The organism is Brevibacillus brevis, assembly GCF_022026395.1.
Taxonomy (GTDB): Bacteria; Bacillota; Bacilli; order Brevibacillales; family Brevibacillaceae; genus Brevibacillus.
Window position 1 is genome coordinate 750,319 of the sequence record NZ_CP041767.1, and the last position, 14,024, is coordinate 764,342.

Annotated in this window: 13 protein-coding genes; 10 read left to right on the forward strand and 3 right to left on the reverse strand. The window is 47.3% G+C overall.

The features are described from left to right. Nucleotides 1–19 precede the first annotated feature (19 nt). Nucleotides 20–1,780 (reverse strand): RNA polymerase sigma factor, encoded by a 1,761-nt coding sequence (locus FO446_RS03920; RefSeq protein ID WP_237899958.1) that lies wholly within the window; start codon nucleotides 1,778–1,780, stop codon nucleotides 20–22. A gap of 224 nt (nucleotides 1,781–2,004) precedes the next feature. Here FO446_RS03920 and FO446_RS03925 point away from each other — a divergent pair, with 224 nt between their 5' ends. From FO446_RS03925 to FO446_RS03945, 5 genes are all read left to right on the forward strand, one after another. Continuing rightward, nucleotides 2,005–2,343: a hypothetical protein gene (locus FO446_RS03925; protein ID WP_221866830.1), complete on the forward strand. Its 339-nt coding sequence runs from the start codon at nucleotides 2,005–2,007 to the stop codon at nucleotides 2,341–2,343. A gap of 111 nt (nucleotides 2,344–2,454) precedes the next feature. Continuing rightward, nucleotides 2,455–2,925: a hypothetical protein gene (locus FO446_RS03930; protein WP_237899959.1), complete on the forward strand. Its 471-nt coding sequence runs from the start codon at nucleotides 2,455–2,457 to the stop codon at nucleotides 2,923–2,925. Nucleotides 2,926–2,952: 27 nt separating this feature from the next. After that, entirely contained in the window at nucleotides 2,953–3,681 is a 729-nt protein-coding gene (locus FO446_RS03935; RefSeq protein WP_221866832.1) for an ABC transporter ATP-binding protein, read from the forward strand. Further along, complete coding sequence (locus tag FO446_RS03940; protein ID WP_237899960.1) at nucleotides 3,681–4,862, forward strand: ABC transporter permease; 1,182 nt, start codon at nucleotides 3,681–3,683, stop codon at nucleotides 4,860–4,862. The genes FO446_RS03935 and FO446_RS03940 overlap by 1 nt, the downstream gene beginning before the upstream one ends. A gap of 68 nt (nucleotides 4,863–4,930) precedes the next feature. Then, the gene (locus FO446_RS03945) at nucleotides 4,931–5,833 is read left to right on the forward strand and encodes a DMT family transporter (RefSeq protein WP_237899961.1); all 903 of its coding nucleotides are present in this window, start codon (nucleotides 4,931–4,933) and stop codon (nucleotides 5,831–5,833) included. A gap of 71 nt (nucleotides 5,834–5,904) precedes the next feature. On the opposite strand, the gene FO446_RS03950 is transcribed toward FO446_RS03945, so the two are convergent. Continuing rightward, nucleotides 5,905–6,879, reverse strand: coding sequence for an ROK family glucokinase (locus tag FO446_RS03950; protein WP_229087937.1), 975 nt, complete (start codon nucleotides 6,877–6,879; stop codon nucleotides 5,905–5,907). Nucleotides 6,880–7,021: 142 nt separating this feature from the next. Between FO446_RS03950 and FO446_RS03955 the strand changes: the two genes are divergently transcribed. From FO446_RS03955 to FO446_RS03975, 5 genes are all read left to right on the forward strand, one after another. Continuing rightward, nucleotides 7,022–7,912: a diacylglycerol kinase gene (locus FO446_RS03955; RefSeq protein ID WP_221866834.1), complete on the forward strand. Its 891-nt coding sequence runs from the start codon at nucleotides 7,022–7,024 to the stop codon at nucleotides 7,910–7,912. A 118-nt stretch (nucleotides 7,913–8,030) separates the two neighbouring features. After that, nucleotides 8,031–9,473: a 23S rRNA (uracil(1939)-C(5))-methyltransferase RlmD gene (gene rlmD, locus FO446_RS03960; RefSeq protein WP_237899962.1), complete on the forward strand. Its 1,443-nt coding sequence runs from the start codon at nucleotides 8,031–8,033 to the stop codon at nucleotides 9,471–9,473. 907 nt (nucleotides 9,474–10,380) lie between these two features. Next, the gene (locus tag FO446_RS03965) at nucleotides 10,381–10,935 is read left to right on the forward strand and encodes a GIY-YIG nuclease family protein (RefSeq protein WP_173605882.1); all 555 of its coding nucleotides are present in this window, start codon (nucleotides 10,381–10,383) and stop codon (nucleotides 10,933–10,935) included. 524 nt (nucleotides 10,936–11,459) lie between these two features. Beyond that, complete coding sequence (locus FO446_RS03970; protein ID WP_173610598.1) at nucleotides 11,460–12,065, forward strand: hypothetical protein; 606 nt, start codon at nucleotides 11,460–11,462, stop codon at nucleotides 12,063–12,065. Nucleotides 12,066–12,378: 313 nt separating this feature from the next. Further along, a complete protein-coding gene (locus tag FO446_RS03975; RefSeq protein WP_173610597.1) occupies nucleotides 12,379–12,954 on the forward strand; it encodes a sce7726 family protein in 576 nt (191 codons plus the stop codon). Here FO446_RS03975 and FO446_RS03980 read toward each other — a convergent pair. Next, nucleotides 12,923–14,002: a beta family protein gene (locus FO446_RS03980; protein WP_173610596.1), complete on the reverse strand. Its 1,080-nt coding sequence runs from the start codon at nucleotides 14,000–14,002 to the stop codon at nucleotides 12,923–12,925. The genes FO446_RS03975 and FO446_RS03980 overlap by 32 nt on opposite strands. Between the last annotated feature and the right edge of the window lie 22 nt (nucleotides 14,003–14,024).

Below are 14,024 nucleotides of genomic sequence, written 5' to 3' on the forward strand. Positions count from 1 at the left end.
GTTCTTTTTTCTATCCCTTTTATGTGGATGCCTGATTTGCAGTGAGTTCCGCCTGTATTTGTTCCAGTACCGATACGGCAGCACGCTCATTTCGCTCAATCGCCTGCAACAACGCAACTGCCTGCTTGCCCTGCTCCGCATCGTTCGGCTCGCCTCCAGCCGGGAACGGAAAGAGCTTGCTTAACGTGTCAAAGTCATCGGCAATCGCCCCGTACAAGCTAGCCGCTTCTTTCATCAGCGGACGAACCTCATCAAACACAGAATCTGTCCACGTATCAACGATTTCGCTCCAGAAAAGAGAGGCGTAGCGACGGGCATCCCCGTTCACCACGGTCGTATATGCGTTGCCATTCGGCTCAACCGTTCCCTTTTCATAAGCTTCCTGCCAAGCAGCATAGGCGGCTAGACCATTGACGGAGCTCGCGTCCTGCGGTTCTTCTCCACGATAATGAAGGAGTGCAGAGTGGAGAGCATTTGCGAGCATCGTGCGTTGGTCGATCGGAAACGCACGGTCGATGGCAAGGACAAACAACTCCTCGATGATACCCCGCCCCAAGTTTTCATAAGGAATGGTACTGTCGTTTCGGCAGTTGTCTCCTGCGTAAAACATTCTTTTTTCATCATCATAGCCGTAGATTAATCCGAACTCTGGCATGAACAGGTCCCAAGCAAGCACAGGATGCCCTTTGTCGATGGAGCGGTGAACCAGTTCCAACGCTTCCGGCAAGAGGACAGACAGCTGGCGTTTTTCGCGGGCCTCTTGGCTCAATAGTGAGGGAGCAACTTGATTGGCATTCATGCTTGGTTCGCAGGAAAGATGATACGAGGTGACGGCACGAGATTCAAAGCCCATGTTTTTCAAACCCTGCTGTAAGACCCGTTGAAAGTGAAACATCGTCGGGCCCGCAATGTGGATATTTTCAGGCACGATTGTCAGGCGAAAGGCATGGCCGCTCAGGCCAAGTATCATCGGCAAAGACATTTTGCGTTCGGTCGATTCTACCAATCCGTATAGTGCCGCTGCGCAAGTAATCCAAGTAGGCATCGTGAATGCTTCTGGTTTTTTCAATACGGCTTGTTTCATATTCCCCGCAACCTTTCTCGTCTTCATGTATTGATCAACAACGACACGAGTTTTTTCTTGAATCAGTTTTTTGCGAGAACGCGATAGCACTTGGTAGACATTCGCCTGGGACATCTGGAACATGTGGGCAATCTCCTGAGGGGCCAAATGATCAAAAAAATGAGATTCCACAATGCGTCTCTCCCGAGGATTGAGGCAGTACAGCAGGCTCCTGATCGTCTCAAACAGTTCACGCCGCACCATGACCTCTTCGGGATTGGTGTTCTGCGCAGAGTGTGACCAAGACCGTCCCAGTCTGTGCAGAATACTATCGAGGTCCTCCCAGTCAGTCGGTTCCTGCTCATGTGTTTGTTTGCCCATACTCGAGAAGAGGGTTTCTCTTTTTTGCGAACCCTTCGAAAGCCGTGTGTACGCCTGATTGCGTACAATCCGATGCAGCCAAGGAAGGAAACGTCGGCTGTCCACCAATGTTCCCAGGTGCAAAAAGGCGCGAATGAGAGCATCCTGAACGATGTCTTCGGCAAGAAAGGCTTCTTGTGTGTACGACCGAGCATAGCCGTATACTTTGGAGCGATGACGCCTGACCAGCTCGCTAAACGCCTCCTGATCTCCGGCTTTTGCCTGTTCAACCAAAGTTTCGTCTTCTATCTGGGTGTGTTCCTCATGAGTCTTGGGGCTGATTATCAAGTGATCCATCGCAATAACTCCTCGTGATTTGTTGATATACTGTGTAGACTTCGGGTTCACGGATTTTCTGACACGGGATGCGAAAAAAATTTTGGAGTTTTTTAACCGTTCTATTTAGTGTATCAGACAAGTAAACGAAGGGATTCTCCAACGGCAGATGACAAAGCAATTTGTAACAATTTCCACTCTCCCCTATAATGAACGTACAGGAAGAAAAAGGAGGATGGAAGTACATGAAGCTCATTTCTGTTGCAGGAGAAAGTGTGGCACCTGGAAAAGGTGGTTCACCGTCTGATACATTTGATCGTTCCATTGCTACGTGGCAAGAAAACGGTCAAGAAAAAACAATAACCGTCACCTACGTGCGTTATTTTGGCAAAGTACTTGCTGAGCGGGGCATTTACGATCAAGAGGCAGAAGGTGTTCCTGTCAGCCATTTAGTAGCGACTCTGTTTCTTGAAAAGCATCCAGAGGTAAAAGAAACCCGTCATTATATTAACGATACGGAAGCTTTCGTCGCGCTGTTTGAAGGCTTTTCCCTGACCAAATGGAAAGAGCGGTATCCGCTGTAGGATACGAGAGTCACCGTTCTTGAAGTCAAAAGATTCTGATTCGCCAAAGGCACATACGGGTAACTTTTATGAGGGCATGCTAAGAGCAACCAATTATTGGAGGGAATTAGCATGTTTTCTATTTGGTTGCCACTGGTGATGACGTCTTCTTCGCTTGTGTTTGGTACAATGTCTTCGCATGTCCCTACGACTACGACATCCTCGACGGCGTGGATGGTTGCTGTACAGGAGTTTGATGCGTTTTTGCAGGACTGGAAAAAAGGACAGACGCTTGCGAATCTGCGTCACCCGCTTTTTGACCTCACGGGAGTGTCAGCGGTGTCAGGAATGATGGAGATCATCCGGTTTTCGGGAGAAGCCCACGGGCAAGCGGGGGAAATCACCCTTTCGTTTTACACACTGGAGGGCGACAAGGTCTTTTCGCCCCCAGGCTCCGTGTCTGTCGCCCGAGTCGATGAGAAGCGGCGGGAATTCCAAGTCACGGGCGTTATACCGCGAGTTTTGCGCGGGCGGACGGGTGTCGTACAGGTGACGTTTATGGGAGAAAAGCGGGCGTCGTACTTGCTGAAGGTACGATTCTAGGAAAATACAGGAGAGGAGGGGCTGCTGTTGATTGAGGTCAAGGATGTCAGCAAGCGATTCAAGGAAATCGCAGCGGTCCAGCATGTATCGTTTCGGGTCGAGGCAGGCGAGGTATACGGACTTCTCGGCGAAAACGGTGCGGGTAAGACAACGACGATGCGCATGATGGCGACGGTTTTGACCCCGACCGAGGGAGACATCGAGATTAGTGGGTTTTCCGTTCGACAGCAACCGCTTGAAGTGCGCCGCAGAATCGGCATTTTGTTCGGGGGCGATGTGGGTCTTTACAGCCGTTTGACAGCGCGGGAAAATATCGCGTATTTCGGTCGTCTATACGGTTTGGAGCAAGCGAGGCTTGATGAGCGGATTGACAGTCTGAGTCGGCTGCTTGAGATGGACGTTTTTTTAGACAGGCGAGTGGATGCCTTTTCCCGGGGAATGAAGCAAAAGGTAGCGATTGCCCGGACGCTCGTACATGATCCCGATGTCATTTTGTTGGATGAACCGACGACAGGATTGGATGTAACGGCTGCCACAATCTTTCGAAGAATGGTCAGAAAGTTGCAGGAAGAGGGGAAGACGATTCTGTTTTCCAGTCACAACATGGGCGAGATTAACAAGCTGTGCAAAAGAGTTGCGCTCATGCACAAGGGTAAGCTGCGGTTCGCCGGGGGATTGGATGCGCTGCGCGAGCAGTTTGGGACTGAGGATCTGGACGACATTTTCATGGCTGTCGTGGAAGGGAGCGAGGGCTGATGGGCTCACATGTCGTGTGGACCGTATTCAAAAAAGAGCTAATGGACTTGTTTCGCGACCGCAAGGCGTGGATAGGAACGCTCCTGGTGCCATTGCTCGTCATTCCGTTCGTCTTCTTTTTGCTCGGGACGTCGTATAGTAATGTGGAAAAAGAGGCGAGGGAGTACATCCCGTTAGCTGTTCAAGGATCATCTTCATTGATTGCTGTTTTGCAAAAAAATCCTGCTGTTCAAATCCTGGAGCCGTCCGATCCGAAACTGGCACTGCAAGCAGGTCAGCTACGCGCTATTTTGACAATTCCTGCTGGCTTCGATGAGGAGATCACGGCGGGAAAAACAGCGCAGTTATCGGTTGACTATGACTCGACCAATCAAAAATCTGTCTATGCCCGTACGTTGATCGAGCAGACAGTTGAGGCTTACAGCAAAGACGTCGTAGCGAAAAGGTTGCACCAAGCGGGTTTGTCCGAGCAAACGATTCAACCGATTGTCTCCACCTTTCAAAATACAGCCTCTGAGGAAAGGAAATCGGGAGGGATGCTGGCTGGCATCATTCCGTTGATGTTGGTCGTCTCGCTCGCATCCGCGGGAATGGCCGCAGCGAATGATCTCGTCGCTGGTGAGAAAGAGCGGGGAACGCTCGAATCGTTGTTGACGGCACCGATTGCAGCCCAGCACATCCTCACGGCAAAGCTGTTGGCTGTGATGATCATGAGTGCCATGGGGGCAGTAGCGTCACTAATTTCTGTTACACTGGCCATGCGTCTGGGACCAATGGGGACGGAAGGAGATCATTTTACACTCGCCTTTTTCTCGCCTGTCACTTTGTTGGTGCTTATCGTGACCATTTTGTTGTTGGCGGCGCTCTTTGCAGGGTTGGAACTTCTTTTGAGTACGATTGCCAAGTCTTTTAAAGAGGGGCAGACGTACATGAGTGCGGTCATATTTTTGGCGATGGTCCCGTCGTACATGTTGATGCCAATCAGTCCGGTCGACATCCCCACGCATTACTACGTGATGCCTGTTTTCAACGGTGTCGCATTGTCCAAGGAAGTGTTTTATGGCAAGGTCGACCCGATGCATGCGCTTCTGGGGATTGGTTCCTTGCTTGTCTATGTGGTTTTCACTATTTTTCTCGCGTCGCGCATATTCCGCAGAGAAGGAGCGGGGTTAAAGCACTGATCGTAAAATTTTTCCCAGACCTGTCGCGTCACTCGTCGCTGTCATTTCGAGAAAGCTGGTGAAATGTTGTGAATCCGCTGTATGTCGGAGTCTTATATATTTTCGGATCGGCTGCTGGCTTTGGCGTCATGTCTATTTTTGCTGTGTACGCCTACGAAGCGGGTGTGTCTGTTTCGACGCTTTTGTTTTTGCGATTTTTATTGGCGACTGCCCTGTTTTTTGGTTTGTTGCTCTGGCGCAAGGAGTCGCTTCGCTTGGAGAAAAGACAGGTGCGCGCGATGTTTTGTCTCGGCGGGATTTTGTACACGCTGCAATCCCTTAGCTTTTTCTCTGCGGTACAGTACATCCCGACCTCCATGGCGGCCTTGCTTCTGTACACATTTCCTGTGTTTGTTGCTATACTGAGCTACTTCGTCGAGAAGGAGCGGTTGAGGAAAAAGACCGTCATCGCCATGCTGATTACACTCGTCGGTCTTGGACTGGTGCTTGGTTTGTCATTTGGCGGGATTCAGCCGATTGGCGTATTGTTGGCTCTTGCTGCGGCGTTGTTTTATTCCGTTTATATTGTGGTGGGGAATCGGGTGGTAAAAGGCGTTTCGTCCTATGTAACATCCGCGTACATCGCCCTGTTTGCCACCATTTCCACCTTTTTCATTGCGCTAAAAGACGGAGGTGTTGACCTGTCTTTTGCGGCACAAGGGTGGTGGGCGTTGTTGGGGATCGTCGTTTTTTCTACGGTGGTCGCCATCAGTTTTTTCTTCCGCGGCTTGCAACTGATCGGGTCAACCAAAGCGTCGGTACTAAGCACACTGGAGCCGGTTGTCACGTTTGGGTTTTCGGCGTTGTTGTTTGGCGAAGCGTTTAGCTTGCTTCAGCTGTTGGGAGGATGTGCAGTGCTCGTCGGTGCTGCGCTGATTGTTTCGGGGAAAGGCGGAGAACCAGAGCTGGCGTCTCGGCAGGCTTCTTCATAAGGATATTCCAAAAAGACGCTCTTGCTGTGAGGCTTCATGTGCAGGAGCGTCCATTCTTTTTTATGGCTCGATCAGGTTTCGTGCATCTGTGAGCGGATTAACCAGCCCGCACCGTACACACCGGCATCATTGCCGAGTTTGGCCGGAACGATCTCTGTGGACTCGACGACGTAGGTGAATGGAACAAAGCGTTTGAATGATTCGCGGATTCGGGAAAAGAGGAAGTCACCTGCTGCGGCCACGCCTCCACCAATCATAAACTTCGCAGGATTGAGCACATTCGCCAAATGAGAAAGGGCGAGGCCGAGATAGAGCGCCACTTGATCGATAATCGCGAGAGCAGCTGCGTCTCCTGCTACGGCTGCCTCGAGGACATCCTTCGCTGCAATGTTTCCTTTGGTGGCGAGTACTGCGGCAAGCGCCGGGCTTGATCCATTTGTAGCGGCAAAACGCCCTTCACGAATGATGGCAGTCGCAGACGTGTATGTTTCGAGACAACCTGTTTTGCCGCAATTGCAAGGGGCACCACTATCCGGAGTCATGGTGATGTGACCGATTTCGCCGCCAACACCGTTAATGCCATGGATGACCTTTCCATTCAAAATGACGCCTCCACCTACACCTGTGCCGAGTGTAATGAGAACAAGGTCTTGTGCACCTTGGCCTGCACCTTGCCACATTTCCCCGAGGGCTGCGACATTGGCATCGTTGTCGACTGCGACCGGCAACCCTGTAAGGGCTTCCAATTTTTCTTTTAGTAAAACGGGCTGGCGCCAGTGAAGATTTACCGCTTGGAAGACGATCCCCTTTCCACCATCGACGGGGCCGGGTACTCCCACACCGATTCCGCAGACTTGTGAAAGAGAATAATCATGCTGCGCAAGAAGATCATGAGACATGTCTACGATTTTTTGCAAAATGCCATCCTCGCCGTCCGCAACAGGCGTAGGTTCTTGCATTTTTGTAACCAGCTCGCCGTCTGGCGTAATCAAAGCCATCTTGATTGCAGTGCCACCCACATCTACTCCCACGATGATCTTCTTCACAAGCGTCTCCCCTATCTCCTTGTTTTCCATCTTTTTCTATCTTATCACGCTATATGGAGCATAGCGATTCCCAAAAATGGCTATACAGGATATGATGGAAGAGAGTACCCCCGTGAGCGAGGGAAGGAAGAAGGGATCTGCCTTGAAACGAGCCAGATTAATCTACAATCCAAGCTCCGGCCGGGAGATCGTGCGTCGGCGGTTGCCGGAAATCCTCGATTTAATGGAGTCGGCCGGATATGAAACTTCATGCTATGCGACCAGAGGGGAAGATGATGCGACAGAAGAAGCTGCTCGTGCAGTAGCTCGCGGTTTTGACGTCATCCTGGCCGCTGGCGGAGATGGAACCATATACGAAGTAGTCAATGGGATGGCAGAGCATAAAGCGCGTCCATCTCTTGGAATAATCCCCTGCGGAACGAGCAATGATTTTGCCCGGGCGGTCGGTATACCAAAATCGATCACGCGTGCAACGGAGATTGTCGCCAAGGGCAAGAAGAAACGCATTGACCTGGGGCGCATCAACAACCGCTATTTTATGAATATCGCGGGTGGCGGCTCGCTGACGAATTTGACCTACGAGGTCCCGAGCAAGCTGAAAACACTAATCGGACAAATGGCGTATTACGTCAAAGGCTTGGAGAAGCTGCCGTCGCTGCACCCGATCCGTGTTCGTCTGGAGAGCCGCAAAGAGGTGCTGTTGGATGAAGAAATCATGGTGTTCCTCATCGCCAATAGCCGATCCGTAGGTGGGTTCGACTGGCTTGCCCCAGATGCGGACTTGTCAGACGGCAAGCTGGACGTCATCGTCGTGAAAAAGACGAATATCGCAGAGTTTATTCGCTTGGCGACACAGGCGGTTCGCGGCGAGCACCTAAAGGACCCGAACATCCTGTATTTCCAGGCAGATTATATCAAAGCCACTTCGCCGGGCGGAGAGAAGGTTCAGCTCAATCTGGACGGTGAGCTGGGCGGACAGCTGCCTTGCGTGGTGGAAGCATTGCCGGGGCATATCGAGTTGTTCGTCCCGTAAGAAGATAGTAAAATGAATAGCAATAGCCGTGGGGATGCCGCTTTTCGCAGTGCATCCCTGCATGTTTCCTGGAGCGAAAACGAAAACCCATAGAGCAAGATAAAAGGAGCAATAGATAGTGGCGAAGACAACAAAGAAGCGGCGCGGTCCGCACCCGACAGCCAAAGTGGAGCTGGACGTCCCTGTACGTGTCGGACAAACCGTGGAAGTGGAGATAACCGGACTGAATCACGAAGGAGCAGGAGTCGGCCGGATTGAAGGATATACGCTGTTCGTGGATGGTGCACTTGCAGGAGAGCGGGTTCATGCACGCGTCGATCATGTGAAGAAAAACTTCGGCTTTGCCAAGCTGACGGAAGTAGTAGAAGCGAGTACCCATCGTTTCCAGCCACCCTGTCCGCTGTACGACCGTTGCGGAGGCTGTTCGTTGCAGCATCTCGCATACGAGGAGCAGCTGCGACACAAGCAGCAAATCGTGCGGGACAACCTGCGTCGCATTGGCGGTTTCCAAGTCGAAGGGGAAGGCGCGATTACCGTACATCCGACACTCGGCATGAGCGATCCATGGCGCTACCGCAACAAAGCACAGGTACCGATCGGCGAGGAAAACGGGGCGTTGGTCGGCGGCTTTTACGCGGAGAAATCCCACTCGATCATCGACATGAACGAATGCCTCATCCAGCATCAGGTGAATGATGAAGCGGTGGCAGTCGTGAAGCAGGCGGCGACCAAGCTGAATATCACGGCATATGACGAGGTTCGCCATTCAGGCTTGCTGCGTCATGTGGTTGTAAAGGTTGGCGTCAAGACGGGGGAAGTCATGGTCGTGCTCGTGACGACGGAGGAGCAGATTCCACAGCGCGATAAGCTGGTGGAAGCGATTCGTGCACAGGTCGCTGGCGTGACGAGTATCGTGCAGAACGTCAACCCGGACAAGACCAATGTTATTTTTGGCAAAAAGACTGTGACGCTATGGGGCAGTGACGTGATTTACGATTATATCGGTCCGATCAAGTTTGCCATTTCGGCGCGTTCGTTTTATCAGGTCAATCCTGCTCAGACAGAGGTGCTGTACAACAAGACGCTGGAGTACGCGGGGGCGACTGGTACGGAGACGGTGATTGATGCGTACTGCGGTATCGGGACGATTTCGCTGTTTTTGGCGCAGAAGTCCAAGCATGTGTACGGTGTGGAGATAGTGCCGGAAGCGATTGCGGATGCGAATCGAAATGCGCAGTTGAATGGCGTGGAGAATGCGACGTTTGAGGCAGGGCCTGCGGAGGTTGTCATTCCTGCTTGGAAAGAGAAAGGCATACGGGCGGATGTGATTGTGGTTGACCCGCCGCGCAAAGGCTGTGATGAGGCGTTGTTGACGACGATTTTGGAGATGCAGCCGGAGAGAGTGGTTTATGTGTCTTGTAATCCTTCTACGTTGGCGAGGGATTTGAAGGTGCTGGCTGACAGTTACACAGTGAAGGAAGTGCAGCCGGTGGATATGTTTCCACATACGGGGCATGTAGAATCAGTTGCATTGTTAGTTAAGAATGAAACAAGGAAATAGAAGCTTTGTTATATAAGGATTTATTCATTGTTACAGCAATCCTGATTTATATGTAACAGTTCAATTTATTGCCTGTTGATGTGAATTTGATGTGAAAACATAGCATAAGAGACAGAAAAGCATTCGACCACAGAATAAACAAACAAAAAGAAGGCGCTGGGGGTAAGTTCGTCCCTAGTGCTTTTTCATGCTCTGTTTTTTGTGTTAAAGGAGAGGATATTCTCAAACTTGACTGCTACTGTTTGGTCAGCAGATCGCAAAGCATGGCCGTCGCGGTACAAATTTAAAGACAGGGTACGCCGCATTGCTCGGTCATTGAGGGCGCGGGGAATTAAGTTTGAGGAACTGCCACGAACAAATAAGGAACGAAAAATAAACTTCAGCGTGAACAAACTTAAATAGTCACGAACATGCCAATTAGCTGACGACTAAACACCCACAATTGTCACCGGAAAAAACCATTTACGGAGCTGGTTTTCAGTGTTTAGTGACAAAGGTGACAGTACTCTTCTTCTTTACTCTAAAAAGTAGATAGTGAGGGGGGGGGGAGGGGATGAGGGTAGTACCCCTAAATAAGGGGGAGTATTGTCACTGTCACCACAGACTAGATGAATGTAGTAACGGCACGGGTTTTAGTGGTGACAGGAGAATTTTTCAGATTGTCATATTGGTTGACAAGCCTGTGGACTTAATTGAAAGGTGGGAAGGTGAGTGGGGGTAGGCGGATTGCTTTTAGGAAGGGTGTCCTTATTTGAAGACTGGATATATCTTGATCTTGAAAAATATAAAACGGATACTGATCTATGTGCCTAGAACGGGATAACATTAGGTTTTCTGCAGGAAATAATATAATGGACAGGTAAATAAAATGAGGGGTTAAAAACATATTCTAGTGGAGGTGCAGAGTTTGATTATTCTTGATCCAATTAATGTATGGTCGAAAGTTTATTTCATTCAAGAAAAAGATAAAAGAATAATAAAAATTGGGCATGCTGACGATGTTTATAGTCGCATTAAAGAATTACAAACTGGCAATTCTGATGAGTTAGAACTCCTACATTGGACTACTGGGGGGCGAGCGCTCGAATCATATCTTCACGAAAAATTCGAGGGATTAAAGAAACGCGGGGAATGGTTTTATCCTGACAATAAGCTGCTAGATTTGATTGAGGAGTATAAATATGAGGATAACAGGTTTGGAAGAGTAGCATCTATTGTTCAGTTTGTTGAATCGAAAGGCATGCTGTTAGATGAAAATGAGCGGGAAATTCTCGTTCTATTAACTAGAGGCGGATATTTACAGGTCGAAGACGAAGAAGATAAAGCAAGGTATTGGAGCATTCTACAATCGTACCGTCAATATCTTGAAACATTTCCTTTGAAAATGTGTCGAAACCGAAGGATGGAATGCAGAATAAGTAGTTTAAATCGACCAGTTGAAAAATTTCATGCATCAGAGTAATGAATCTTCTTCTGTGGTACGTTTACTGTTTACGAGACGAACACGGTAAATAAAAGGTGGGGTGATGCATGGACGGTAGAGACGTTCGAGGAAGATTCGTTCCAGGGAATCAGATCGCCAAGGGGAACAAGGGTAATCACAATTCGAAGTGGGGAAACAAAAACGCGTGGAAACATTGTTTCTATGCTGGTATTGATCTGCTGGAGGTCTGCACCGATGGATGGCTCCACATTAGGGTCATCAACAGCAAGCCCGTATGTATCCGAATCCATCCAGAGGCATTTATAAGAGATGACAAAGGTATACAATACAATTGAGGATTGATGTGATTAATGTCTTGGAGCTTAAAGTATCGTCTACAGGCGTTCACAAAGATGAGGACGATAAAGCATGTTCACGGACCTATTGAATGTTTACGTATCTATTGGAACGGTTTACGCTGGAAAGAGATTATGCACCAGATGAGAGGGACTTCCGATTTTTAGGAGAATGTGTAGATGAAGAAAATAAGAAGGGGTGTTTAGATGACGAAACAAAAAGAACTAATTTTTAAAAGATCCCAAAAAGGCAATCACAACAAATTGCAAGAGGCATTAAAAATCTTAGAATACAGCTTGATAATGGTAGAATTTTTTGATATTAAGGAATTTAATAATGTTTTAGCTATTCAACTGAGGATCATTTTATGTGATTGGAGCGATGGAAGAGATAATTCATTATTAAAGAAGGTACAATCTGATCCAACTCTATATCCGGTAAGTAACGCATTTATTAAATTAGATAATAAAGGCAGTTCATTTATACCTGGTGATTTATTGTTTGATGTCACTAAACCTAGGGTTGGATTAGATCAATGGCTTAATCAGGTAATCTATAAAATCCAGCTAGGTGAAAACCACCATAAGATAACTATAAAGAATTTCATAAAACTTACTGCAAATAAAAGCGGTGGTGCTCATGTGGATTCCGAACTACCTGAAAAAGCATTTATAGTTGATGTCCATCACGAAAGAGTTCTGAACTATATTGCCAGAGGAGTCTTCATGTCGTTAGGAAGAGATATTGAGAAGGCAAGTTCGGAAAATCTAAAACACATATATGGTAAGATTACTAAGGCATTAGAGTCATAAAAGTGATCGTCACATTAAAAGCACACAAGGGATTCTATTTCAATTTAGAGACCCTTAATCTTATCGTACAAGAACTTGGGACTACGGGTAAGAATTGCACCGATAGCTAGGGAGATCGCCAAATGGTAGAATTAAAGAGTTATCCATAAAACCAACAGAGATATACTGTCTTTTGTGGGATTTTTTTACTGGAATAATCAACGGTTTTTGTGATAAAATAAACGACACACGCCCAGTATCTACCTGTAGAAAGTAGATAAAATGGTCGTGTTTTGCATGTTAGCTACTTGATTCTTGGGAGGGGTGGACTTAGGTGAAAACTAGAGATATCGATATTCGCACATCTCTCCACTTCGTTTTAAAAAATGAGCATAAAGAAGAACCGGATACATTAATTCTTGATGAGCTTGGTCTCTGCCAAGGTGATGCAAGAATTGATGTTGCAGTTGTAAATGGTGCTATTAATGGGTATGAAATAAAAAGTGAAAGTGACACATTGGAGAGACTGCCAAGACAATGTGAGGTATATAATAAGGTTTTTGATACTGTTACAATCTTAACCGCTTCTCGTTTTATAGAGGGTATAATTGACATTATTCCTGAATGGTGGGGAGTAACTCGTGTGGAGATGGAAGAGGATGGGGTAGTGTATTTTTACCCATTTCGAGAACCTCAAAGGAATACTCAAATTGATCCTTTTGCTGTAGCTCAGTTATTGTGGAGAGACGAGGCTTTAGGCATCTTAAAAGAACGGGGTTTGCAAAAAGGATTGATGAGCAAACCCCGAAATATATTATGGGATGCATTGGCAAAACAATTGCCGCTTAAAGAGTTACAAGACGAAGTACGAAGATGTCTTAAGGCAAGGCCACGGTGGAGAGCTCATTAACTACTAATGTTAAGTGATGATTCGTACCTGCTCTCCGCCATGTCGCTGGATTACCTGGAGTGGTTGATTGATTTGCAACTTCTTGAATGTAATGATCACCAGCAGAGAATCCAGCACCTTTATACTCTTGATGAGCGACCGCTTGTGCGGCAAGTTGATAGTATTGATTATGACCGTATTTTCTTAAGTCACGACCTTTGAAGATGATGAACTTATCATCTCCAGTATAGCGAATATTTGCACTCATTCTAATTAAACGGGGATCAGCTTCAAACGGCTCTGGATTCGCAATAGCATAATCACCAAATGTAAGAGTTCTATTAACCCTATTTGTTTGAATGAGTCTTTTCCAAATAATCCATTCTGATCTCTCGATTTGATCAATGGTGTTACTCCCTACATCCGAAAGGTCTTTCGGAAATGCTGTTCCGCAAAGAATAAGATTTCTCCAACTATTCAGATAAGGTAATCCATTTATAAGACCTGAAATAAACAGTGCAGTTCTTGTTCTGTCATTGGGGTTGACGTATTTATAGTCAATAACTAAGTCTATTTCGGTAGTGTCTACACCCAATGTAGTCAACAATGAATCAATATTTACTTGTAGGTCGTCAAAATCTTCTTCTGTTAATCGAATGCATATACCTAATTGATCCCGTTGATGCACTGAGATAACTTCTATTTGATAAGCAGAATCTCGATTAGTTCCTGTAACTGGAATGGCATTAATTCCATCAGTTCGTAATTGGTTAAATATATAACCTAATGGATGCTGACCAGATGCCATGCGCTCATTTGATTCTATAAAGTTTAAATCAAGATATAATGGGCGATCTAATCCCCAAGAACGTGAAAGGGTTTCACTTACGTTTGCAAGATGTTCGTCGATTGTTTTCTTCGGAGCTTCGTTTTCAAAATCCCAATCAATTGGTGGAATTTCTAATAGAGGCGTTAGGCCTTGTTTTACGGTAAGGGGAAGTAACTCTATTGCTTTCTGCTCACCTTGCTTCCATTTTAGAATAGGTACATAGTGCCTTTTGTCAAACATCCAAACTCCTCCTCCATAGTAT